Raw genomic sequence first — 20,189 nt, 5'->3', positions numbered from 1 at the left:
AACAACAAGGCCCCGCTGCATGCGGGGCCTTTTTTGTTTGCGGTTGTTTCCCTGCGCCGTCGGGCGCGTGGCCGAGGCCAGCGATCAGCGCAGCCGTTGCAGCAGTCGCAACGAGGCATAGCCGTCCGGCGTCAAGCCATTGGCCACCTGGTAGGCGCGCACGGCGCTGATGGTCTTGGGGCCGATCTTTCCGTCGATGCCGTCAGTGTCGAACCCGGCGCGGGTCAGCCGCTGCTGCATTTCCTCGCGTTCGCCAAGGGTCAAGGCCCGGTCGCCCCGCGGCCAGCCACCCTGCAGCGCATCGCCGCCGCGGAGCCGGTCGGCCAGATGGCCCACCCCGATGACATAGGCATCGGCGGAGTTGTAGCGCTCCAAAACCGCGAAGTTGCCAAAGATCATGAATGCCGCGCCCTTGCTGCCCGCAGGCAGCAGGATCGACGCGGGCCCATGGTCGGCCACCGGGCGTCCATCGATGGCGCGGATCCCCAGCGCCGCCCATTCCGCAGCGGTGCGTTTGATCTTGCGATCCGCCAGCCGGTAGTCGAACCCGTCGGGCAGTGTCACCTCGACGCCCCAGGGCTGGCCTTTGACCCAGCCGAATTTCTTCAGGTAGGCGGCGGTTGAGGCCAGGGCATCGGCCGGGTTGTCCGACCAGATGTCGCGCTTGCCGTCGCCGGTGAAATCCACCGCATACTCGAGATAGGAGGTCGGCATGAACTGGGTGTGGCCCATGGCGCCGGCCCAACTGCCCGTCATCCGCCGCGCTTCGACGTCACCGGCCTGCAGGATCTTCAGGGCCGCAATCAGCTGGCCCTCGAAAAAGGTCGCACGGCGTCCCTCGTAGGCCAGCGTCGCGAGAGAGCGGATCACGTCGTCCTTGCCGCGAAAGCTGCCATAGCTGCTTTCCAGCCCCCAGATCGCCACAACGATCTCCTTTTCGACGCCGTACCGGGCCTCGATCTGTTCCAGCCGGGCCTGTTGTGCCTGCAGGGCGGCCTTGCCGTTCCGTATCCGCAGGTCGGACACCGCGCTGTCGAGGTAATCCCAGATCGTCTTGGTGAATTCGGACTGGTTGCGGTCCCGACGGATCACCTCCGGATCCAGTCGCACACCGGCAAAGGCGGCATCCAGCACCCCGGCGCTGATCCCCTGGGCCATGGCCCGTGCGCGGAACTCTCGGATCCAGTTCTGGAAACCGACCTCGGTGGTGGGATCTTCCGCCTGATCCGACGCTTGCGCCTGCGGTCGCGCCGCCGGGCGCAGCGCCGCGGCGAGCTGTGCGGTATCCGTTGCGACGGCCCGTTTCAGTGCCTCTGGTCGTTGCGCGGGCCTCAGCGAAGAGTCCGGAGCGGCCTGCGCCACCGCCGCGCCGCCTGCGATCAGCGACGCCATCACCCAACTGCGCATCTTGCACCTCATTCTTGACTGCTCGGATCCAGTGTATCGCTGCAGCAGGGCGGGTAAAGAGCGCATCCGTCGGATGTGCGGACTGCCGCCTGTGCCGCGTCCGGACGACCAGTTTCGCGTGCAGGAAGGGGTGGCGGCGCTTATTTGCGCCGCTTGCGTTCCACCTTGCGCTTGACCTTGGCGGCCTTCAGCTTGGATTTGGCGGCCTTGCGTTTCACGGTCCGGCCAGCCGGGCTGCGACGTCCGCCCTTGCGGGACCCGCCTCCACCACCCGGAAGCTTCTGATCCTCGATCGACAGCAGTTCCAGCTCCAGCCCGCCGGTGACGGGGGCCGCCTGCACAAGGCGGACCGTGACCCGCTGGCCGATGCCCAGCTGCATCCCGGTCTCGCTGCCGGTCAGGGTCGCGGCCTCGGCATCGAAGTGGAAGAACTCCCGTCCGATGGAGCGCACCGGCACCAGCCCGTCGGCACCGGTTTCGTCCATCTTCACAAAAGCGCCAAAGCGCGCGATGCCGCTGATGCGGCCGGTGAATTCGCTGCCGACGCGTTCGCTGAGATAGGCGGCGAGATAGCGGTCGGTGGTGTCGCGCTCGGCGATCATCGAGCGCCGCTCGGTGTCGGAAATATGGGTGGCGGTCTGCTCCAGCCGCTCGATTTCCTCGGCGGTCAGCCCGTCATCGCCCCAGCCATGCGCCGAGATCAGCGAGCGGTGCACGATCAGGTCGGCATAGCGTCGGATCGGCGAGGTGAAATGCGCGTAGTTGCGCAAGGCCAGGCCGAAATGGCCAAAGTTTTCAGGGTTGTAATAGGCCTGCTGCATCGAGCGCAGGGTGGAGATGTTGACCAGTTCCGCGTCATCCGTGCCTGCGGCCTGATTCAGCAGCGCGTTCAGATGCCGGGTTTGCAGCACCTGCCCCTTGGCCAGGTTCAGACCGGCGGCACGGGCGGTTTCCCGCAACGCCTCGAGTTTTTCCTGGGTCGGCTCCTCATGCACGCGGAACAGCAGCGGCGAGCGCTTCTTGATCAGGGTTTCAGCTGCGGCGACATTGGCCAGCACCATGAATTCCTCGATCAGCTTGTGCGCGTCCAGGCGGTCGCGGAACGCAACCGAGACCACGGAGCCGTCGTCGTCCAGCACGATCTTGCGCTCGGGCAGATCCAGGTTCAGCGGCTCGCGCGCGGCGCGGGCGCGGGTCAGCGCCTCGTAGGCGGCGTACAGCGGGCGGATCACGTCGTCGAGGAAGGGCGCGGTCTTTTCATTTGCGTCGCCATCCATCGCCGCCTGCACCTCGGCGTAGTGCAGAGAGGCGGCGGAGCGCATCAGCCCGCGCACGAAGCGATGGCCGATCTTGTTGCCATCCGCGTCGATCTGCATGCGTACGGCAATACAGGGGCGCGGCACGCCTTCGTGCAGAGAGCACAGGTCACCTGACAGCCGATCCGGCAGCATCGGCACCACCCGATCGGGGAAATAGCTGGAGTTGCCGCGCTTGCGCGCCTCGCGGTCGAGCGCCGAGCCGGGGCGCACGTAGGCGGCAACATCGGCAATCGCCACCCAGATGACATGGCCGCCGGGGTTCTTGGGATCGTCGTCGGCATGGGCATAGCAGGCGTCGTCATGGTCACGTGCGTCCGCCGGGTCGATGGTGACCAGGGGCAGGTCGCGCAAATCCTCGCGCCCTTTCAGGCCCATCGGCTTGGCGGCGTCGGCCTCGGCCATCACCTTGTCGGGGAATTGGTCCGGGATGCCGTGCTGGTGAATGGCGATCAAGGACACCGCCCGCGGCGCGGAGGGGTCGCCCAGGCGTTCGACGATGCGGGCGCGCGGCAGGCCCATGCGGCCCTTGGGGCCGACCTGTTCGGCCTCCACCAATTCCCCGTCGCGGGCGCCGTTTGCGGCATCAGAGGCCACCATCCATTCGTTCGAGGCGGCCTTGTCGATCGGCACGATGCGCCCGCCTTCGGAGCCTTCGCGGTAGATGCCCAGCACCCGTTTGGGGTTGCTGCCGATGCGGCGGATCAGGCGGGCCTGGTAATCGTGGTCCTCGCCCTGCATCTTCTGAAGCTTGACCAGCAGCTTGTCGCCCTCGCCCAGGGCCGGATCGGAGGCGCGGGGCAGGACCAGGATACGGGGCTCCTCGCCCTCGCCGTGCCATTCCAGCGCGCGGGCGTAGAGATCGCCGTCCTCGTCCGGGGCCTTCACCTGCACCACGGTGACCGGCGGCAGCTGTTCCGGGTCGCGGTAGGTCTTCTTGCGCTTTTGCAGGTGACCTTCGGCCTCCAGCTCCTTCAGGATCCGCTTGAGGTCGATCCGGGCAGCCCCCTTGATGCCAAAGGCCTTGGCAATGTCGCGCTTGGAGGTGTGGGTCGGGTTGGCGGAGATCCAGTCGAGGATCTCGGCCTTGGTCGGTATACGGCTCATGCTTTCCGCCCTAGCACGGCGAAGGCGCGGCGTCATGGTGAAAAGATGCAGATGAATGTCGCGGCAGGTCGGCGACCGTGTCGACATCGCGCAGTGTGTCCACCAGAGCGATGCGCCATCCCGGCAGGGTGGCCAGGGTGTCGGCCAGCGCGTGTTCGCTGGACCAGCGCACGTCGGAAAACAGCCCCTGCGGCAGGCGTGCGGGATGTCTCGCCCCGACCAACCAATAGCCGCCGTCCGCAGCCGGGCCGAAGACCGCGTCATGGCTGCCGAGGGCGGCAAAGGCTCGGGCGATATGGGCAGGGCGGATGCCGGGAATGTCGGCGCCGATCAGGCAGACGGGGCCATTGCCGACGGATCTGAGCATCCGTTTCATACGTGCGCCCAGATCGCCGTTGCCCTGCGGCAGTCGGGGCAGATCGGCGGGCCAGACGCGGGAGGCAACCGCCCGATCCGGTGCCACGGCCAGCAGCGTCTGCCAGCGCGGATCGCGAAGGGTGCGGAGCAGCCGGGCGGATTGATGGCGGAACCACCAAGTGGCCGGGATCACGCCGATGTCGCGGCCCAGCCGGGTCTTGACCCGACCGGGGCGCGGTTCCTTGACCATGACGATCAGGGTGCGTTTCACGTGAAATTCCGCACCATGTCCCGGTGGTCGATGCCGGCGTCATCGTAAACCGGGCCAAAGGCCTCAAAGCCCAGCTTCTCGTAAAAGCCGATCGCATGCAGCTGCGCGCCGAGCTTGGCACGCTTGATGCCTGGGCGCTGGCGCGCGATCGACACGGCGGTCTCAATCAGCTGCGCCCCGAGCCCGGTGCCGCGCTGCGATTGCAGCACGCAGACCCGGCCGATCTTTGCAGTGTCCTCGCCAAACACGATGCGCGCGGTGCCGACCGGCGCGCCGTTGCGAACGGCCAGCAGATGCGTGGCCGTGGCATCCAGCGCATCGCGTTCTTCCTCTTCAGGCACGCCCTGTTCATCGACGAATACCTGAAACCGTAGCGCGAGACAGGCGTCGAGGTCGTCGGTGATCGAGATCGCGAGGCTCATGCGAAGAAATCCCGCAGGATACGGGTATAGATCGACTTCAGCTGGTGGATCTGCGCCACCTCGACCCGCTCGTCGACCTGGTGCATGGTCTTGCCGACGAGGCCGAATTCCACCACCGGGCAGTGGTTCTTGACGAAACGCGCGTCCGAGGTGCCGCCGGTGGTCGACAGCTCCGGCTTGCGGCCGGTTTCGGCCTCCACCGCGGCAGAGACCAGATCCGACAGGGCGCCGGGCGGGGTGATGAAGCTTTCGCCGGAAATCTGGATCTTCAGTCCGATCTCGACCCCGAACTCGGCGGCGACCTTGTCGGCTTCGGCCTGCAGCCAGTCTGTCAGGCTGGCACCCGAGTGGGCATCGTTGAAGCGGATGTTCACCGTGGATTTCGTCTGCGCCGGGATCACGTTGGTGGCCGGATTGCCGGTGTCGATGGTGACCACGGCCAGGGTCGAGGCGTCGAAATGCTCGGTGCCCTGGTCGAGTTCGTGGCTCGCCAGCCGGTCCATCAGCCGCGCCATAGCGTTCAGCGGGTTGTTGGCGCGGTGCGGATAGGCCGAATGCCCCTGCACGCCGGTCACGGTGAACCAGGCGGTGAGCGAGCCGCGGCGACCGATCTTGATCATCTCGCCCATCTCGTTGGGGCAGGTGGGCTCTCCCACCAGGCAGACGGTCATCTGTTCGCCGGTCTGGTCCATATGGTCCAGCAGCGCCGTGGTGCCATCCACCGCATCGCCTTCCTCGTCGCCGGTGATGGTCAGGATGATGGCCCCGTCCGGCGGCGTGTCCTTGACGAAATCGATGGCGGCTGCGGCAAAGGCGGCTACGCCGGATTTCATGTCGGTGGCCCCGCGGCCGTACATGTAGCCGTCTTTCTCCTCGGCACCGAACGGCGGCATGGTCCAGGCGGCCTCATCCCCGAGGGGCACGACGTCGGTATGGCCGTTGAAGCCGAAGGTGCGGGCGTGGCCCTTGGCCCCCCAGCGCGCAAACAGATTGCTGACATCGCCGCGGTCGACCCGTTGGCAGTCAAAGCCGGCAGCGCTCAGCAGTTGCTCCAGCAGCACCAGCGCACCGCCTTCCTCTGGGGTGACGGATGGGCAGCGGATCAGGTCAGCGGTCAGGCGGGCGGGGTCGGTCTGCGGCATTGCGGGCTCCTGAATGTCGTCTTGGCCAAGGCCTAGCGTGGATTGCGGCAAGGCGCAATTCACAGGCGTGGCAGGACCGCCGTGGCGCAAATGCCAGCGTCGCCGCGGCTGCGCCTCAATCACGCTTGCGTGAAAAAGGGGAAGCGCCTAAGGACTGGTAGCCAGTTGCCGTCACCCGGCCCAACACGAGTATTTCCGTGCTGTACGTCCGCCTGACCTTCGCCGCCCTGTTCCTGTTCTGGGCGCAGCTGCTGTCTGCCCAAGTTCTGACGGTACAGACCGTCACCCGTCCGCCGTTCTCTATGGTTGAGGAGGGGCGGGATACCGGGTTCTCGATCGAGCTGTTGCGGCTGCTGTCCGAGCGGCTTGGCTGGGAGTACCAGATCGAACGCAGCGAGAGTTTCGCGGACATGCTGCAGAGCGTGCGCGAGCGGCAGGCGGATCTGGCGGTGGCCAATATCTCCATCACCGCGGCGCGCGAGGTGGAGATGGATTTCAGCCATCCGATCTTTGAAAGTGGCCTGCAGATCATGGTGCAGGCGGATGAGATCCGGCAACCCTCGCTGCTGCGGGCGCTTTTCTCCTGGGACTTGGCGGCGGCAATCGGCATCGCCTTCCTGCTGCTGTTCACCGGCGGCATGTTCATGTGGATGTTCGAGCGTCGCGCCCAGCCCTATTTCGACCGGCCTTTGAAGGAGGCCTGGTTTCCCTCGTTCTGGTGGGCGCTGAACCTGGTGGTCAACGGCGGTTTCGAGGAGCGCGTGCCGCGCACGCCGGTGGGGCGCATGTTCGGCGTGGTGCTGGTGGTGTCCTCGCTGTTCATCGTCTCGGTCTTCGTGGCCAAGATCACCGCGGTAATGACCGTGGAGGCGATCAGCGGCTCGGTGAATTCGGTGAACGATCTGTATGGCAAGCCGGTCGGCACCATCGAAGGGTCCACCGCGGCTGGTTTCCTGGACCGCCGCGAGATCGACTATGCCGCCTATCCGGGGCTGGATGCGATGCTGGAAGGCTTCGAGGAGGGGGAGGTCAAGGCGGTGGTCTTTGATGCGCCGGTGCTGAACTACTACGCCCAGAAGGGCGGTCACCGCTATGGCCATACGATCGGCCAGCCGTTCCTGAGGGAGAACTACGGTCTGGTGTTCCCGTCAGGATCGCCGCTGGTCGAGGACGTCAACCAGGCGCTGCTGGCCGTGCAGGAAGACGGCAGTTATGACGCACTGTACCGCGAGTGGTTCGGCAGTCGCGACTGAAGCGTGTTGTGTCCGGCTGCACCCCAGCGGGTCGGGCTTCAGTGAAACACCGGCTCCTCGCCATCGAAGAACGGGGTCATCTGGGCGACGATCACGGCGTTTTCGTCCAATGCGCGCTGCATCAGCTGGCGCTCTTCTTCGCCGATTTCATGTCCTTCGGCTTCGCGCTCGGCCAGGGTCCCGTAGCCTGTCACATCCAGCGGCGCGGTATCGGCCTGTTTCAGGATGGCCACTGTTTCCCGCACGGCCTCGGCCTCGTCCACGCCGGAGGCATAGATCATCAGCGCCGCACCGGTGGCGCCGTCAGGCAGCCCGTCTCCGTCCTTGCGACCGATCTGGACAAGCAGGGTGTAGACTTGCTGGCGGGAGGGTTTCTTCTTTTCCATGGCGCCGCCATAGCGCCGGGGGTGTGGGGGGTCAATCCTGTTCAGCGATCACGGGCTTGTGGTCGTCGCGGCGCTGGCATTATGTCTAGGCATAAACCCGGTGCCAAAGGATCCTTCCATGCGCTTTTCTGCTGACACTGCCCGGCCTGTTGCCTGGAAAAATGGCGGCGGGGTGACGCGCGAGCTGGCGCTGCACGAGGACGGCGGAAAGATGGTCTGGCGGCTGAGCCTGGCGGATATCGCACAGAGCGGTCCCTTTTCGCCCTTTCCCGGCCTGTCGCGCATTCACACAGTGGTGGCGGGGGCCGGGCACCGGCTGACAGGCGATGGCGTGAGCCTCGCGGCGCAGCCGATGCAGCCCTTGGCGTTTGACGGCGGCCTTGCGCTGGATTGCCAGCTGCGCGACGGGCCCTGCCGGGCGTTTAACGTGATTTACGATCCACGGGCCACCCGCGCGCAGGCCAGCGTGCTGCGCGGCGGCAACTGGGTCGGCGAGTCCGGGCCGCAGGCGCTGTTTGTGGCGGCGGGCAGCCTGGTCCTTGACGGGATCGGCGGATTTGCCTGCGGTGAAGGGCTGGTACTGGACAGCGCCGCCCGCGGTCGGGTTTCCGCAGACGGCGCCGTGATCTTGGTGCGTTTTTTCCCAGTTAGAGACTGATTACAGGCTCTCCATCAGCGCCTTGATGGCCGATTTGTAGCCGGAAACGATCTGGTCGCGGTGGATGTGACGGCCGTGCTGAACCATGTGGCGGCCGCCGCTCCAGACGTCGGTGACGGTGTCGTCGCCCGCGGCAAAGCACAGGCCGTCCAGCAGCTGTTCCGGTGCCAGCGCGCAGAGCGCCGCGGCCTCGCTGTCGATGGCCACCAGGTCTGCCAGCGCGCCGGTCTCGATCCGGCCGCCATCGCGTCCCAGTGCCTGCGCGCCGCCGTGGGCTGCGCCCAAGTAAAGGGTCTCGCCGACCGATCCTTCGCCGGGTACCAGCACGTTGCGGGCGAGGTCGCGCAGCCGCTGAGAATATTCCAGCGTGCGCAGCTCCTCGACCAGCGAAATCCGCACGTTAGAGTCTGAACCGATCCCGAAGGCGCCCCCGTTCTGAAGGTATTCCACGCCGTTGAAAGGCCCGTCGCCCAGGTTGGCCTCGGTGATTGGGCAGAGGCCCGCGACGGCACCGGATTTCGCCATGCGGGCGGTTTCCGACGCGGTCATGTGGGTCGCGTGGATCAGGCACCAGCGGCCGTCCACCGGGGCGTTGTCGAGCAGCCAGTCGACCGGGCGCGCGCCCAGCCAGGCTGAGATGTCGGCAACTTCCTTGGGCTGTTCGGAGATATGGATGTGCACCGGCTGCCCGTGCTGGATCTGCAGCACTTCGGCCAGATCCTCGGGGCAGGTGGCGCGCAACGAATGCGGTGCGATGCCGACCCTGGCGTCCTGCGGCAGGTCGCGGGCGGCGAGGTCGCGGGCGCGGCTGACCAGCTGTGCAAACTCTGCCACTGAATTGCCAAAGCGTTGCTGGCCACCGTTCAGCGCCTGCTTTCCGGCGCCGCCATAGGTGTAGAGCACCGGCAGATGGGTCAGGCCGATGCCGGTCTGGCTGGCGGCGGCAAACACCCGCTCGCTCAGCTCGCTGAGCGAGTCGAAATGCGCGCCGCCCGGCTGGTGGTGGACATAGTGGAACTCGCCAACAGAGGCATAGCCAGCCTCCTGCATCTCCATGAAGACCAGCGCGGAGATGGCTTCGTATTGCTCCGGGGTGATGTGGTCCATGAACCGGTACATCAGCTCGCGCCAGGTCCAGAAGCTGTCCTTGCCCGCGGCGCGGACCTCGGTCATGCCGGCCATGGCGCGCTGGAAACTGTGCGAATGCAGATTGCCCAGTGACGGCAGCAGGACATCGGTGCGGGTGTCGCCCTCCTGCGGCGGCACGCCGGTGGTCAGGGCGCTGATTCGACCATCCGCAACCGTCAGGCGGAGATCCTCTGCCCACCCCTGGGGCAGGCGGGCGCGTCGGGCATGAATTGTCTGCATTTGACCCTCTTATGTCTAGGTATAATATCTTTAACGGCAGGTTTAACCTGCGGCAAGGGTCTTGCTGTCGGGCGGCGCGCGACAAAGAAAAACGCGCCCGGCTAGCGGGCGCGTTGCGATGATTTCCGAGAATAGCGCGGATCAGTCGCGCAGCAGCTCGTTGATGCCGGTCTTGGAGCGGGTCTTTTCGTCCACGCGTTTCACGATCACCGCGCAGTAGAGGTTGATGCCGTTCTTGGACGGCATCGAGCCGGCCACCACGACCGAGTAGGGCGGCACTTCGCCGTACATCACTTCGCCGGTCTCGCGGTCGACGATCTTGGTCGACTTGCCGATGAAGACGCCCATGCCCAGCACCGAGCCCTCGCGCACGATGCAGCCTTCGACCACCTCGGAGCGCGCACCGATGAAGCAGTTGTCCTCGATGATGGTGGGGCCGGCCTGCATCGGTTCCAGCACGCCGCCAATGCCGACGCCGCCGGACAGGTGCACGTTCTTGCCGATCTGCGCGCAGGAGCCGACGGTGGCCCAGGTGTCGACCATGGTGCCTTCATCGACGTAGGCGCCGAGGTTCACGAAAGAGGGCATCAGCACCACGCCGGGCGCGATGTAGGCGGATTTGCGCACCACGCAGTTGGGCACCGCGCGGAAGCCGGCCTCCTTCCACTGGCTGTCGCCCCAGCCTGCGAACTTGCTGTCGACCTTGTCCCACCAGCCAGAGCCCTGCGGGCCGCCGGACTGCAGTTCCATGTCCTTGATGCGGAAGCCCAGCAGCACCGCCTTCTTGGCCCACTGGTTCACGTGCCAGTCGCCGTTCTCCAGCTTTTCGGCCACGCGCAGTTTGCCTGAATCCAGTGCATTCAGGGTGTCTTCGATGGCGTCGCGCTGTTCACCGGTGGTGGCGGGGGTGATGGTGTCGCGCGCCTCCCAGGCGGCTTCGATTGCTGCTTCCAGCTGGGCGTTGGACATGGGGTCGTTCCTCCGGCGTCGGTTAGATTCGGGGTTACATAGCTGCAATCCGCCGTCAGGTCATGCCCGTATTGCGTCCAAAATGCCGCGCCTGACGGCGTTTTGACGATCTCTGGCCGATCAACGCACCCGGCGCAGATGGCGTCTGAGGATGTCGCAGGCGGCGGCGGCGTCGCGGCGGTGCAGGGCCTGCACGATCGCGGCATGGTCGCTGTCCACCCGCCGGGTCCACTGGTGCCGCCAATTGGCAAACAGGTGACGGGCCGAGGCGATGTGCAGGTCGTCAATGGCCGCGAGCAGGCGCGGCATCTCGCAGGGGGCCAGAATCACCTTGTGGAAGGCGCGGTTCAACCGCTCCCAGCTGGCCATGTCCTCCGCTGCGTCGCAGGCGACCCGGGCGGCTTCGGCGGCCTCGATGTCAGCGTCGGTCAAGCGGGCGAAGCCGTGGGAGAGGGCGAGGATTTCCAGTGATACCCGCATCTCGATCACCTCGCGGATTTCCGAGGGGTCGAGGGCGCTGACCCGGGTGCCGCGGCGCGGTTCGGAACGGGCCAGCCCGTGCGCCTCGAGCCGCAGAAGGGCTTCGCGGACGGGGACGTGGCTGGCGTCGAATTCGCGGGCGATGTGGTCCTGTCGCAGCTTCTCACCGGCGGCCAGGTGGCCGGTGATGATGCGCTCGCTGAGCGCATTGTAAATCGTATCGGCAATGGTTGCGGACATGCCCTTGGCGATACAACTGCCGGTGTGATGCTGCAAGAGTTATCCCCGGCAGGCTCAGCCCAGAGGGTCGGGCGCGATATTGCCGCCGCAGATCAGCACCGCCACACGTTCGCCCGGCGCGGGTTGGTAGGCGCCGCAGGTCAGCGCCGCCAGCGCGGTCGCGCCCGCCGGTTCCACCAGTATGCGCCGTTCGCGCCACAGGGCCGTCTGGGCCGCCGTGATCGCCTCGTCGGGCACGGTCACGGATGTGACGTCCTGTGCAAGGGCAAGCCCGAGGCAGATGTCGCCGATCCGTCGCGCTCCCAGCGCGTTGGCGGCCACGCCGGACACCTCGACATCGACCGCGGCGCCAGCCGCCAGCGCCTGGTGCAGGGCAGAGGAGGTTTCCGGTTCCACCGCAACGATCTTCTTGCGGCCCTGGAACCAGGCCAGCGCGCCACCGATCAACCCGCCGCCGCCGACGGCAACGAGCAGCGTGTCGGCCGCCAATCCCTGGCTTTGCCATTCGGCAAAGCAGGTGCCCTGTCCCGCGACCGTGGCGGCGGCGTCATAGGCATGAACCTGCATGGCACCGGTTTCCTGCTCGTAGGCCTGGGCCAGTTCGAGCGCATTGGCATAGGCGCCGGGGACAACCTGCAGATCGGCGCCGGTTCGCTCGATCAGGGCGATCTTGGAGGGGCCGGCCATTTCCGGCACGTAGATGCGCGCCTTGTGCCCCAGCTGGTGGGCGGCATGCGCAACTGCGGCGCCATGGTTGCCACCCGAGGCCGCAACCAGCCCGGCGTCGGGCACAGGCTGGCTGAGCAGCGTGTTGAAGGCACCACGGGCCTTGAAACTGCCGGTGTGCTGCAGGTGTTCCAGCTTCAGTTCCACCGGGTAGGTCAGGCCGAAACCCTGCGTCTCAATCACCGGGGTTTGCTGCACATGCGGGCGAATCCGCGTTGCCGCGGCCGTGATCTGTGCCTGCCAGTCCATCAGCGCTCCTGCAAAAATTGTTTATGAAGCGCAAGCTTAACGCGGTGACGGCGGGGCGCAAGCCTGTCGCCTTTCCTGCATTCTTGATTGGCGTATGTCGGCAAGGAAGGCTACAAGGGAAGTCCTGATATTGTTGTTTGGATTGACCATGACCGAAGATCGCCACAGCCGTTTCCGCGATGCCCATTCCGATCGCAGCCGGGCCGAGCACGTGCCCGCCACGCCGCAGACGCAGGCGTCGGCCTACCGGCTGGCCTTTGCGGACGAGGAATTCCTGTGCCGTGAAGAGCTGCGCCCGGTGCGCTTGCAGCTGGAGCTTTTGAAGCCCGAGGTGCTGCTGAACGAACATGGCATCAACAGCACCATCGTGATGTTTGGGGGCGCGCGCATCCCCGATCCGAAGCACAAGGATCAGGCCCGGACCCAGACGCTGGCGGACCTGTCGCATTTTTACGACGAAGCGCGTGAATTCGCGCGGCTGATGACGGAGAAGTCCAAGCAGAGTGGTGGCCGCGAGAATGTCGTGGTGACCGGCGGTGGTCCGGGCGTGATGGAGGCAGGCAACCGGGGTGCGCATGATGCCGGTGGTCGTTCGATCGGCCTGTCGATCGTCCTGCCGCATGAGCAGGCGCCCAACGGCTATGTGACGCCGGATCTCAGCTTCAATTTCCACTATTTCGCCATCCGCAAGATGCATTTCCTGATGCGCGCCCGCGCGATCACGGTCTTTCCGGGCGGCTTTGGCACGCTGGATGAGCTGTTCGAGAGCCTGACCCTGATCCAGACTGGCCGTATGGAGCGTGTGCCGTTCCTCCTGTTCGGCAAGGCGTTCTGGGAGAAGATTATCAACTGGGATGCCCTGGCTGATGCGGGCACGATTTCGGATCAGGATCTGGACCTGTTCCGTTTTGTCGATACGGCCAAGGAAGCTGTCGACATCATCGACAACTGGGATCCGGCACCGCCGCGCGACAGCATTCCCGGTCGGGAAGGTTAAGCGGCCTGCCCGTGGTGGGAATTGCGCCTCTTAGCGCGGGGCAAGATGTTTTGGAGTCTTGCCCGGCGCTGCCTTGTGCCGCATCCTAGTCATCCAACATAACGATAACGGTCACCGCAGGGCTGTGTCCCGCTGGCCAGTACCAGAGGCGTCCTCGATATGCCCGTCGTCCGCGACCACACTGCCATTCTCGCCATGCTGGAAGATGACAGCTTCCGTTGGAACAGCGGCGTCGATGCCGGATTGGGCATGGTGGTCACCTACAGTTTCACCGAGGGCGACGCGCTGGGCAGTGCTTGGGATGACCCGTATGGCGCCAGTGAGTATATCGCGTTCTCCGAGGCGCAGAGATCCTACGTACGAGCGGCCTTTGACCAGTTTGAACAGGGCATTGGCCTGCGCTTTGTCGAGGTCGACGGTCCTGCGATGATCAACCTTTACGGCAGCCCGTCTTTTGCCAACGGCATAGCGGGGTGGGGGCATTACCCCTGGGCGAGCCTGGAGCAGGCTGGCGGCGGCGACATCGTGGTCGAACTGGACCAGTATGGCGTCACCTCCGTTGCGCCGGGTACTTTCAACTACGAGGTCATTTTACATGAGATCGGCCATGGCCTCGGTCTGTCACATCCCCACGAAGGAGAGCTGACCCTTGCTGAAGATCTGGACAACAACATCCAGACGGTAATGACCTACAATTTCAGCGGAGGCTTTGCGCAGGCCCCAGGTCGGCTGGATTATGATGCGCTGCGGCATATCTACGGCAGTGATGAGCAGTTCGCTGGCTGGACCTTTGGCACGACCCTTGATGGCGGTGTCCGGATCGAGGCCGCCGACCTCGCGGATACCATTCTGGCACCGGCACAAGACAGCCGTATCCTGGGGCGCGGTGGGGCTGATACCCTGCTGGGCCGGGAAGGCGATGATGAACTTCTGGGCGGCGGCGGCACCGACAGCCTGACAGGTGGTATCGGCAACGATCACTTGCTGGGCAATGGCGGCAACGACCGGCTGCTGGGAGGAACCAGCGAGAGCGGCTATTCAGGCAGTGAGTCCGATACTTTGGACGGTGGGTCCGGGCACGATACGCTCTACGGCGGGGGGGGAGATGACTCGCTGTTGGGCGGAAATGGGCGGGACACGCTCTATGGCGGTTCCGGGCGCGATGCCTTGCGCGGCGGGGATCGGGGCGATCTGCTGATCGGCGATTTCGGCACGGCGGGAACCGATGGGTATGACCGGGATCGGTTGTTCGGCAACAGGGGCAATGATTCGCTGTACGGCGATGGCGGCAACGATGTGCTGAAAGGCGGCAGCGGAAATGATCTACTGAGCGGCGGCCGCGGCCGGGATTTCCTGACCGGCGGCAATGGGGCTGACGTGTTTGTCTTCAGCTGGGCCGATATCGGTTACGAAGACGTCATTCGGGATTTTGAAGCCGGGCGCGATCTCATTGATCTCAGTGACGGGATCCTGAACCTCGACGGGTTCGAGGACCTCACGCTGACCACACAGTCCGGCAGCACCTTCATTACCGGCGGCAGCCTGAGCATCAAGCTGGCGGGCTATGCCGACGCGCTGGATGCCGACGACTTCATCTTCCAGCCCGTCGAGTTCTTCTACGTCTGATCTGCGCCGCGCAATACAGGCGGCGTGCCGGGATCATTTCATCCCGGCTTCAGCCTCGATCTGCTTGCGGCTCTTGCGGGCACGTTCGGTGGCCGACTTCAGCTGGCCGCAGGCGGCCATGATGTCATCGCCGCGGGTCTTGCGGATCGGCGAGGCATAACCGGCCTGATAGATGATGTTGGCAAAGGCCCGGATGCGGTTGTTCGACGACCGCTTGTAAGGCGCGCCAGGCCATTCATTGAACGGGATCAGGTTGATCTTGGCCGGGATATTGTAGCGCTTGATGTGGTCCAGCAGCCGGTAGGCGTCCTCGTCGCTGTCGTTCACCCCGTCCAGCATAACGTACTCAAAGGTGATGCGTTCCGAGTTCGACGCCTTGGGATAGTCCGCCAGCGCCTGCAGCAGCGCGTCGATGTTCCAGCGCTTGTTGATCGGCACCAGCACATCGCGGGTCTCATTCGTGGTCGCGTGGAAGGACACCGCCAGCAGGCAGCCGATTTCCTCGGCCGTGCGGGCAATTTCCGGCACCACGCCGGAGGTCGACAGGGTGATGCGGCGGCGGCTGAGGGAGATCCCCTCGGGGTCCATCGCGATCTTCATCGCGTCGCGCACATTGTCGAAGTTATAGAGCGGCTCGCCCATGCCCATCAGCACGATGTTCGACAGCAGCCGGGTTTCGTCCTTGGGGGCGCCGGGGGTGGGCCATTCCTCCAGATCGTCGCGCGCCATCATCACCTGGCCGATGATCTCGGCCGGGGTCAGGTTGCGGACCAGCTTCTGGGTGCCGGTGTGGCAGAAGGAGCAGGTCAGCGTGCAGCCCACCTGGGAGGAGATGCAGAGCGTGCCGCGGTCATCCTCGGGGATATAGACCACCTCGACCTCGTGGCCGCCGTTGATCCGCACCAGGTATTTGCGGGTGCCGTCGGTGGACACCTGCTTGCTCACCACTTCGGGGATGCGGATCTCGAAATGCTCTGCCAGCTGGGCGCGATAGGCCTTGGCCAGGTTGGTCATCTCGGCGAAGTCGCGCTTGCCCCACTGGTAGATCCACTGCCAGATCTGCCCGACACGCATCTTGGCCTGCTTTTCCGGGGTGCCATGCTCGATCAGCACCTCGCGCATGCGGTCACGGGTCAAGCCGACAAGATTGATCTTGCCGCCCTCGGGTTCCTTGCGGGGCAGGGTCAATACGTCTTGGGTAATCGGCGCGCTGGCGGTCATGGCATGAGCCTCGGTGCTGGTGGGCGGATGCGGCTCTATATAGGATTTCGCCAGAAGATCAAAAGGGAATCCTGAAGCGATCTTGGTCGCTGCGGTGTCTTCAGCCCTGCACCCGGATGAAAAGCAAAACCCCGGCACGGGCCGGGGTTTCCTGTCAAAGCCGCAAATGGCTTATTTCGTGCAACGTTTTTCCGCTTCATCCATCGCCGCGGTGAAACCCAGCAGCGAGAACGTGTCCTTGGTCTGGGTGCCGCGGGCGGAGCGGGCGGTCAGCACTGCCGTGGCGCCTCGCTTCATCGCGGTGATGACCTTGGCGTCCTCACCCTCTACGGGCCAGGCCCATTCGCCATCGGTGATCATCTCGAATTCGGAATCGCCGATTTCCACGTTCACGGTGGACCCGGGCGCAAAGGGGTAGCCGCCGGTAAAGCTGACCGCGCCCTTGGGGTTTGCTTCGCCACGGAAGGTGACGAAAAGCTGAATCGCGCTGCGCCGTACCGCCACGACACGGCCGTCACGGGTGTTCACCGTCTCTTTGGGAGCAGACACGCCCCAGCATTCGCTCGGATTCTCGCCTTCAAAGACGCTCCAATCCACGTTCGCCGCCACCCGATTGGTCGAGGTCGCTTGCGCTGATGCGGTTGTTGCGAATGCTGCCAGACACAGGCCCGCAGCTACGCGGGCGAGTTTCGATGCCATTTGTCCCGACTCCAAGACTGTTCGTTTCACCTCAAGTTCAATCAAAGGGTCCGCAGCGTTTCAGTCGCTGTCTGTGCCGATCCCCTCGCTTGCGCTACACAATCACACTAACGTAACTAGCACCACGGGTGAAAGTGCGTTTTGGCAGGATTTCGCCCACAGAACACAAGGGGAGAGATCATGCCGAATCCTGTGCCGATGGCCGAAGTCTGGCGCGGTCCGCTGCTGGAAAGCCTGCATCTGGGGCACGCGGTTATTTGCGATGCCAGCGGCCACATCCTGCGCAGTTGGGGCGATGCGGATGCGGTGATCTATCCACGCAGCTCGGCCAAGATGATCCAGGCGCTGCCGTTGATCACATCGGGCGCCGCGGCCCGCTATGGTCTCACGTCCGAACAGCTGGCGCTGGCCTGTGCTTCGCACAACGGCGCCCATATCCACACCGATCGGGTCAACAGCTGGCTGGCGCAGCTCGGGCTTGGAGATGAGGATTTTCGCTGCGGGCCGCAGCTGCCCAATGACATCCCGGCCCGCACCGAGCTGATCAAGACCGACAGCAGCCCCTGCCAGGTGCATAACAACTGTTCCGGCAAACACGCGGGTTTTCTGACCCTGAACCAGTACCTGGGCGGCAATGCGGAATACATCGAGGTCGACCACCCGGTGCAGCAGGCCTGTCTGGCCGCCTTCGAGGAGACCACTGGCCAGGACAGCCCCGGCTACGGCATCGATGGCTGCTCGGCGCCGAATTTTGCAACTACGGTTTCCGGTCTGGCGCGCGCGGTGGCGTGGTTTGCCAGTGCCGCAGACCGGTCCGACCGCGCCTCGCAGGCGGCGCAGCAGCTGGTGGCGGCGATGACGGCACATCCCGAGCTGGTGGCGGGAGAGACGCGCGCCTGCACCAACCTGATGCGCGCCATGGGTGGCAAGGTGGCGGTCAAGACGGGCGCCGAGGCGGTGTTCATCGCCATCCTGCCGGAGCAGAAACTGGGCGTGGCGCTAAAGATCACCGACGGGGCCACGCGCGCCAGCGAATGCGCCATTGCTGCGCTGCTGGTCAGCCTCGGCGTACTGGAGGCGGATCATCCCGAGACCCGCAAATACATGAACAAGACGCTGTACAGCCGCCGCGGTCTGGAATGCGGGGCCATTCGCCCTGCGGCCGAGCTGTTGTTCTGAGACAGAGTGCCCCGGCGTAAGACCGGGGCATTCGGGGGCTCACATCTCCATCTCGATCACTTCCGCGACTTCCACGGAGCCGCTGCCATCGGCCACCATCGGGCACCCTTTGGCGACCTCGCAGGCGGCTTCGATGCTGTCGGCCTTGATGACCGTGAAGCCGGACAGCGGGTTGGCACCACCATTGTCGGCCACGCCCTGCGCGCTGACCGTTTTGGACATGCCGACGGGGTTGCCGGGGATGTCCACGGCGTCTCCCATCTTCTCGAACCAGGCCATCCAGGCAGCCATGTCCTTTGCCCCTTCTTCTTCGGTCTCCGGCTTCTTGCCGCCGTGGTAGGCGAAAATGTATTGAGGCATTGGTGTTCTCCTTTGGTTACTGCGGTTGGTCGTTCAGGAAAGATCTGCCAGCACCGCCTCCAGCTTGCGCAGGGTTGAGCTCCAGCCTTCCTCGTGGCGGCTGGCAATTTCCTCTGTGCCCAGATCGCGGTGATCGATCATCAGCATCGACCCTTCCGTGGTGGCCGCAATGGTGAAAGTGACATGGCTCTCGTCGCCGCGCTGACCGTCTTCGCCGTGCCAGGCCCAGGTGAAACCGATGGATCTGGGCGCGTCCACATGCGTGACCTCGCCGGAGACGTGGAAGCGTTCGCCTTGCTGGTTTTCCATGACCGAATGCCACGGGCCGGTGTTGCGGAAGTCCAGCGCATGGTCCGGGATGTGCAGCCCCTCAGGCCCCCACCATTTCAGCAGATGCTCCGGGAGCGTGATCCAGGCAAACAGTTGCTCGGGGCTGATCGGAAAGATGCGCCGCAGGTGGAGATCGCTCATGCTGTCTTCTCCTTTTCTCGATGTCCGGCCGTCAGTCTTCCGCGGCCATCAGGGCAGTTTGCAGCCGATCCAGGCTGCCCTGCCAGAAATCGCGCCGTGCATTGGTCCAGTCGGCGATCCTGCGCAATCCCTCCGGTCGTGCAGAGTACAGGCGGCGCGTCCCCAAGGCGCGCTGTTGCACCAGCCCGGCTTCGCGCAGCACTTTCAGATGACGCGAGATCGCAGGCGGGGAAATCCCCGCGCCCGGTGCCAGGTCACCCGCAGGCAATTCCCCTTCGGCAATCAGCTGTTCGACAATCGCCAGCCTGGTGTCGTCCGCCAGGGCGGCAAAGGACTTTTGCAGCGTGGTCATGCGCCATTATTAACATTTTTGTTAAATAATGGAAGAAAAAGTTTGGGCCGGAAAATGGCAACCGCCAAGGGGGGGGCTCCCGCCCGTCATCGGCCTGTTTGAAAAACAGGCCTCTTCCCGTTGGGCCCGGCGCAGCACCATGGGTGCTGCGCCGGGCCCAACGGGGGCGCTCAGGTCATGTCCCACAGCAGCTTTGCCGCCAGGGTGACCGAGGTCAGCACCAAGAGCGGCTTGATCAGCCGCGCGCCCTTGTTTTGCGCCAGTTTCGCCCCGGTCTGCGCCCCGGCGATCTGTGCCAGCCCCATCAACAGCCCGGTGATCCACCAGGGTGTCGCGACAAAGGCAAAGGCCAGCAACGCGCCGGCGTTGGAGGCGAAGTTCAGCAGCTTGGTATGCGCGGTGGCTTTCAATATGCCGTAGCCCGCAAGGCTGACGAAGGCGAGCATGTAGAAACTGCCCGCGCCCGGCCCCAGCAGCCCGTCGTAGGCGGCACACAGCGGTACCATCGTGGCGGTGAACAGCGCGGGCGACAGCCGCCGCGCCCGGTCCAGATCGCCCAAGCCCTTCTTGGTGGCAAAGAAGATGGCGATACCCACCAGCAGAACCGGCAGCACCATGCGAATCCACTCGGTCGGCAGCACCGAGACCAGCAGCGCCCCCGCGATAGAGGCGGCAAAGGCCAGCAGCGCCGGCCCCGCCTGCGCGCGCAGATCCACATGGCCGCCGCGGGCATAGCTGAGCGCTGCGGTACCCGCGCCGAACAGACCCTGAACCTTGTTGGTCGACAAGGCTTGCAAAGGCGAAGCGCCCGCCAGCAGCAGCACCGGCACGGTGATCAGCCCGCCGCCGCCCGCAACCGCATCAATGAACCCCGCGACGAACCCGGCTGCCAACAGCAGCAGCAGGGTTTCGAAACCCACTTCCAGCATGTGA

At 65.0% G+C, this 20,189-nt stretch carries 21 protein-coding genes; 5 read left to right on the top strand and 16 right to left on the bottom strand.

Features of this window, described 5'->3' with window-relative positions:
* Positions 1-84: 84 nt before the first annotated feature.
* The 5 genes from AB9K35_RS22510 to dapE form a co-directional block, all read right to left on the bottom strand.
* Positions 85-1,407, bottom strand: coding sequence for a lytic murein transglycosylase (locus AB9K35_RS22510; RefSeq protein ID WP_369929632.1), 1,323 nt, complete (start codon positions 1,405-1,407; stop codon positions 85-87).
* A 140-nt stretch (positions 1,408-1,547) separates the two neighbouring features.
* Positions 1,548-3,830: a ribonuclease R gene (gene rnr / locus AB9K35_RS22505; protein WP_369929630.1), complete on the bottom strand. Its 2,283-nt coding sequence runs from the start codon at positions 3,828-3,830 to the stop codon at positions 1,548-1,550.
* A 10-nt stretch (positions 3,831-3,840) separates the two neighbouring features.
* On the bottom strand, positions 3,841-4,458 hold the full coding sequence (locus AB9K35_RS22500) for a TIGR04282 family arsenosugar biosynthesis glycosyltransferase (protein WP_369929628.1): 618 nt from the start codon (positions 4,456-4,458) through the stop codon (positions 3,841-3,843).
* On the bottom strand, positions 4,455-4,880 hold the full coding sequence (locus AB9K35_RS22495; protein WP_369929626.1) for a GNAT family N-acetyltransferase: 426 nt from the start codon (positions 4,878-4,880) through the stop codon (positions 4,455-4,457). The genes AB9K35_RS22500 and AB9K35_RS22495 overlap by 4 nt, the downstream gene beginning before the upstream one ends.
* Entirely contained in the window at positions 4,877-6,022 is a 1,146-nt protein-coding gene (dapE, locus tag AB9K35_RS22490; RefSeq protein WP_222454289.1) for a succinyl-diaminopimelate desuccinylase, read from the bottom strand. The genes AB9K35_RS22495 and dapE overlap by 4 nt, the downstream gene beginning before the upstream one ends.
* Positions 6,023-6,219: 197 nt before the next feature.
* Here dapE and AB9K35_RS22485 point away from each other — a divergent pair, with 197 nt between their 5' ends.
* Positions 6,220-7,275, top strand: coding sequence for a transporter substrate-binding domain-containing protein (locus tag AB9K35_RS22485; protein ID WP_222454288.1), 1,056 nt, complete (start codon positions 6,220-6,222; stop codon positions 7,273-7,275).
* A gap of 38 nt (positions 7,276-7,313) precedes the next feature.
* Here AB9K35_RS22485 and AB9K35_RS22480 read toward each other — a convergent pair whose 3' ends face one another.
* Positions 7,314-7,661, bottom strand: a complete 348-nt coding sequence (locus AB9K35_RS22480) for a hypothetical protein (protein WP_222454287.1) — start codon at positions 7,659-7,661, stop codon at positions 7,314-7,316.
* A 118-nt stretch (positions 7,662-7,779) separates the two neighbouring features.
* Between AB9K35_RS22480 and AB9K35_RS22475 the strand changes: the two genes are divergently transcribed.
* Positions 7,780-8,319: a HutD family protein gene (locus AB9K35_RS22475; protein ID WP_369929623.1), complete on the top strand. Its 540-nt coding sequence runs from the start codon at positions 7,780-7,782 to the stop codon at positions 8,317-8,319.
* Here AB9K35_RS22475 and AB9K35_RS22470 read toward each other — a convergent pair whose 3' ends face one another.
* From AB9K35_RS22470 to AB9K35_RS22455, 4 genes are all read right to left on the bottom strand, one after another.
* A complete protein-coding gene (locus AB9K35_RS22470; RefSeq protein WP_369929621.1) occupies positions 8,320-9,687 on the bottom strand; it encodes a formimidoylglutamate deiminase in 1,368 nt (455 codons plus the stop codon).
* A gap of 141 nt (positions 9,688-9,828) precedes the next feature.
* Positions 9,829-10,656 carry a 2,3,4,5-tetrahydropyridine-2,6-dicarboxylate N-succinyltransferase gene (gene dapD / locus AB9K35_RS22465; protein WP_369929619.1) on the bottom strand — a complete coding sequence of 276 codons (828 nt, stop codon included), beginning with the start codon at positions 10,654-10,656 and terminating at the stop codon, positions 9,829-9,831.
* 120 nt (positions 10,657-10,776) lie between these two features.
* Positions 10,777-11,376 (bottom strand): GntR family transcriptional regulator, encoded by a 600-nt coding sequence (locus AB9K35_RS22460; RefSeq protein WP_369930214.1) that lies wholly within the window; start codon positions 11,374-11,376, stop codon positions 10,777-10,779.
* Positions 11,377-11,430: 54 nt separating this feature from the next.
* A complete protein-coding gene (locus tag AB9K35_RS22455) occupies positions 11,431-12,351 on the bottom strand; it encodes a threonine/serine dehydratase (protein ID WP_369929617.1) in 921 nt (306 codons plus the stop codon).
* Positions 12,352-12,499: 148 nt separating this feature from the next.
* Between AB9K35_RS22455 and AB9K35_RS22450 the strand changes: the two genes are divergently transcribed.
* Positions 12,500-13,348, top strand: coding sequence for a TIGR00730 family Rossman fold protein (locus AB9K35_RS22450; protein ID WP_369929615.1), 849 nt, complete (start codon positions 12,500-12,502; stop codon positions 13,346-13,348).
* 159 nt (positions 13,349-13,507) lie between these two features.
* Positions 13,508-14,974 (top strand): reprolysin-like metallopeptidase, encoded by a 1,467-nt coding sequence (locus tag AB9K35_RS22445; RefSeq protein ID WP_369929613.1) that lies wholly within the window; start codon positions 13,508-13,510, stop codon positions 14,972-14,974.
* A gap of 33 nt (positions 14,975-15,007) precedes the next feature.
* On the opposite strand, the gene rlmN is transcribed toward AB9K35_RS22445, so the two are convergent.
* A complete protein-coding gene (rlmN, locus tag AB9K35_RS22440; RefSeq protein WP_222454280.1) occupies positions 15,008-16,195 on the bottom strand; it encodes a 23S rRNA (adenine(2503)-C(2))-methyltransferase RlmN in 1,188 nt (395 codons plus the stop codon).
* A 171-nt stretch (positions 16,196-16,366) separates the two neighbouring features.
* Positions 16,367-16,894 carry an invasion associated locus B family protein gene (locus tag AB9K35_RS22435; protein ID WP_222454279.1) on the bottom strand — a complete coding sequence of 176 codons (528 nt, stop codon included), beginning with the start codon at positions 16,892-16,894 and terminating at the stop codon, positions 16,367-16,369.
* Positions 16,895-17,074: 180 nt separating this feature from the next.
* Here AB9K35_RS22435 and AB9K35_RS22430 point away from each other — a divergent pair, with 180 nt between their 5' ends.
* Positions 17,075-18,073 carry an asparaginase gene (locus AB9K35_RS22430; protein ID WP_369929611.1) on the top strand — a complete coding sequence of 333 codons (999 nt, stop codon included), beginning with the start codon at positions 17,075-17,077 and terminating at the stop codon, positions 18,071-18,073.
* Between the two features lie 39 nt (positions 18,074-18,112).
* On the opposite strand, the gene AB9K35_RS22425 is transcribed toward AB9K35_RS22430, so the two are convergent.
* The 4 genes from AB9K35_RS22425 to AB9K35_RS22410 form a co-directional block, all read right to left on the bottom strand.
* The gene (locus AB9K35_RS22425) at positions 18,113-18,433 is read right to left on the bottom strand and encodes a YciI family protein (protein WP_222454277.1); all 321 of its coding nucleotides are present in this window, start codon (positions 18,431-18,433) and stop codon (positions 18,113-18,115) included.
* 33 nt (positions 18,434-18,466) lie between these two features.
* Positions 18,467-18,904, bottom strand: coding sequence for an SRPBCC domain-containing protein (locus AB9K35_RS22420; protein WP_369929609.1), 438 nt, complete (start codon positions 18,902-18,904; stop codon positions 18,467-18,469).
* 31 nt (positions 18,905-18,935) lie between these two features.
* Positions 18,936-19,256, bottom strand: a complete 321-nt coding sequence (locus AB9K35_RS22415; protein ID WP_369929607.1) for an ArsR/SmtB family transcription factor — start codon at positions 19,254-19,256, stop codon at positions 18,936-18,938.
* 170 nt (positions 19,257-19,426) lie between these two features.
* The gene (locus tag AB9K35_RS22410) at positions 19,427-20,185 is read right to left on the bottom strand and encodes a TSUP family transporter (protein ID WP_369929605.1); all 759 of its coding nucleotides are present in this window, start codon (positions 20,183-20,185) and stop codon (positions 19,427-19,429) included.
* Positions 20,186-20,189: the final 4 nt, after the last annotated feature.

It is taken from the genome of Leisingera sp. XS_AS12 (genome assembly GCF_041224635.1).
Taxonomy (GTDB): Bacteria; Pseudomonadota; Alphaproteobacteria; order Rhodobacterales; family Rhodobacteraceae; genus Leisingera.
Note: the sequence above shows the minus strand (reverse complement) of the source record. Positions and strands in the feature narration are given on the sequence as shown.

What these genes read in the sequence shown, in the direction of transcription:
- AB9K35_RS22480 (WP_222454287.1), bottom strand. Translation starts at nt 7,661, where the DNA reads ATGGAAAAGAAGAAACCCTCCCGCCAGCAAGTCTACACCCTGCTTGTC.
- AB9K35_RS22510 (WP_369929632.1), bottom strand. Translation starts at nt 1,407, where the DNA reads ATGCGCAGTTGGGTGATGGCGTCGCTGATCGCAGGCGGCGCGGCGGTG.
- dapD (WP_369929619.1), bottom strand. Translation starts at nt 10,656, where the DNA reads ATGTCCAACGCCCAGCTGGAAGCAGCAATCGAAGCCGCCTGGGAGGCG.
- AB9K35_RS22425 (WP_222454277.1), bottom strand. Translation starts at nt 18,433, where the DNA reads ATGCCTCAATACATTTTCGCCTACCACGGCGGCAAGAAGCCGGAGACC.
- AB9K35_RS22455 (WP_369929617.1), bottom strand. Translation starts at nt 12,351, where the DNA reads ATGGACTGGCAGGCACAGATCACGGCCGCGGCAACGCGGATTCGCCCG.
- AB9K35_RS22435 (WP_222454279.1), bottom strand. Translation starts at nt 16,894, where the DNA reads ATGGCATCGAAACTCGCCCGCGTAGCTGCGGGCCTGTGTCTGGCAGCA.
- rnr (WP_369929630.1), bottom strand. Translation starts at nt 3,830, where the DNA reads ATGAGCCGTATACCGACCAAGGCCGAGATCCTCGACTGGATCTCCGCC.
- AB9K35_RS22445 (WP_369929613.1), top strand. Translation starts at nt 13,508, where the DNA reads ATGCCCGTCGTCCGCGACCACACTGCCATTCTCGCCATGCTGGAAGAT.
- AB9K35_RS22430 (WP_369929611.1), top strand. Translation starts at nt 17,075, where the DNA reads ATGCCGAATCCTGTGCCGATGGCCGAAGTCTGGCGCGGTCCGCTGCTG.
- AB9K35_RS22450 (WP_369929615.1), top strand. Translation starts at nt 12,500, where the DNA reads ATGACCGAAGATCGCCACAGCCGTTTCCGCGATGCCCATTCCGATCGC.
- AB9K35_RS22420 (WP_369929609.1), bottom strand. Translation starts at nt 18,904, where the DNA reads ATGAGCGATCTCCACCTGCGGCGCATCTTTCCGATCAGCCCCGAGCAA.
- AB9K35_RS22410 (WP_369929605.1), bottom strand. Translation starts at nt 20,185, where the DNA reads ATGCTGGAAGTGGGTTTCGAAACCCTGCTGCTGCTGTTGGCAGCCGGG.
- rlmN (WP_222454280.1), bottom strand. Translation starts at nt 16,195, where the DNA reads ATGACCGCCAGCGCGCCGATTACCCAAGACGTATTGACCCTGCCCCGC.
- AB9K35_RS22475 (WP_369929623.1), top strand. Translation starts at nt 7,780, where the DNA reads ATGCGCTTTTCTGCTGACACTGCCCGGCCTGTTGCCTGGAAAAATGGC.
- AB9K35_RS22460 (WP_369930214.1), bottom strand. Translation starts at nt 11,376, where the DNA reads ATGTCCGCAACCATTGCCGATACGATTTACAATGCGCTCAGCGAGCGC.
- AB9K35_RS22470 (WP_369929621.1), bottom strand. Translation starts at nt 9,687, where the DNA reads ATGCAGACAATTCATGCCCGACGCGCCCGCCTGCCCCAGGGGTGGGCA.
- dapE (WP_222454289.1), bottom strand. Translation starts at nt 6,022, where the DNA reads ATGCCGCAGACCGACCCCGCCCGCCTGACCGCTGACCTGATCCGCTGC.
- AB9K35_RS22495 (WP_369929626.1), bottom strand. Translation starts at nt 4,880, where the DNA reads ATGAGCCTCGCGATCTCGATCACCGACGACCTCGACGCCTGTCTCGCG.
- AB9K35_RS22415 (WP_369929607.1), bottom strand. Translation starts at nt 19,256, where the DNA reads ATGACCACGCTGCAAAAGTCCTTTGCCGCCCTGGCGGACGACACCAGG.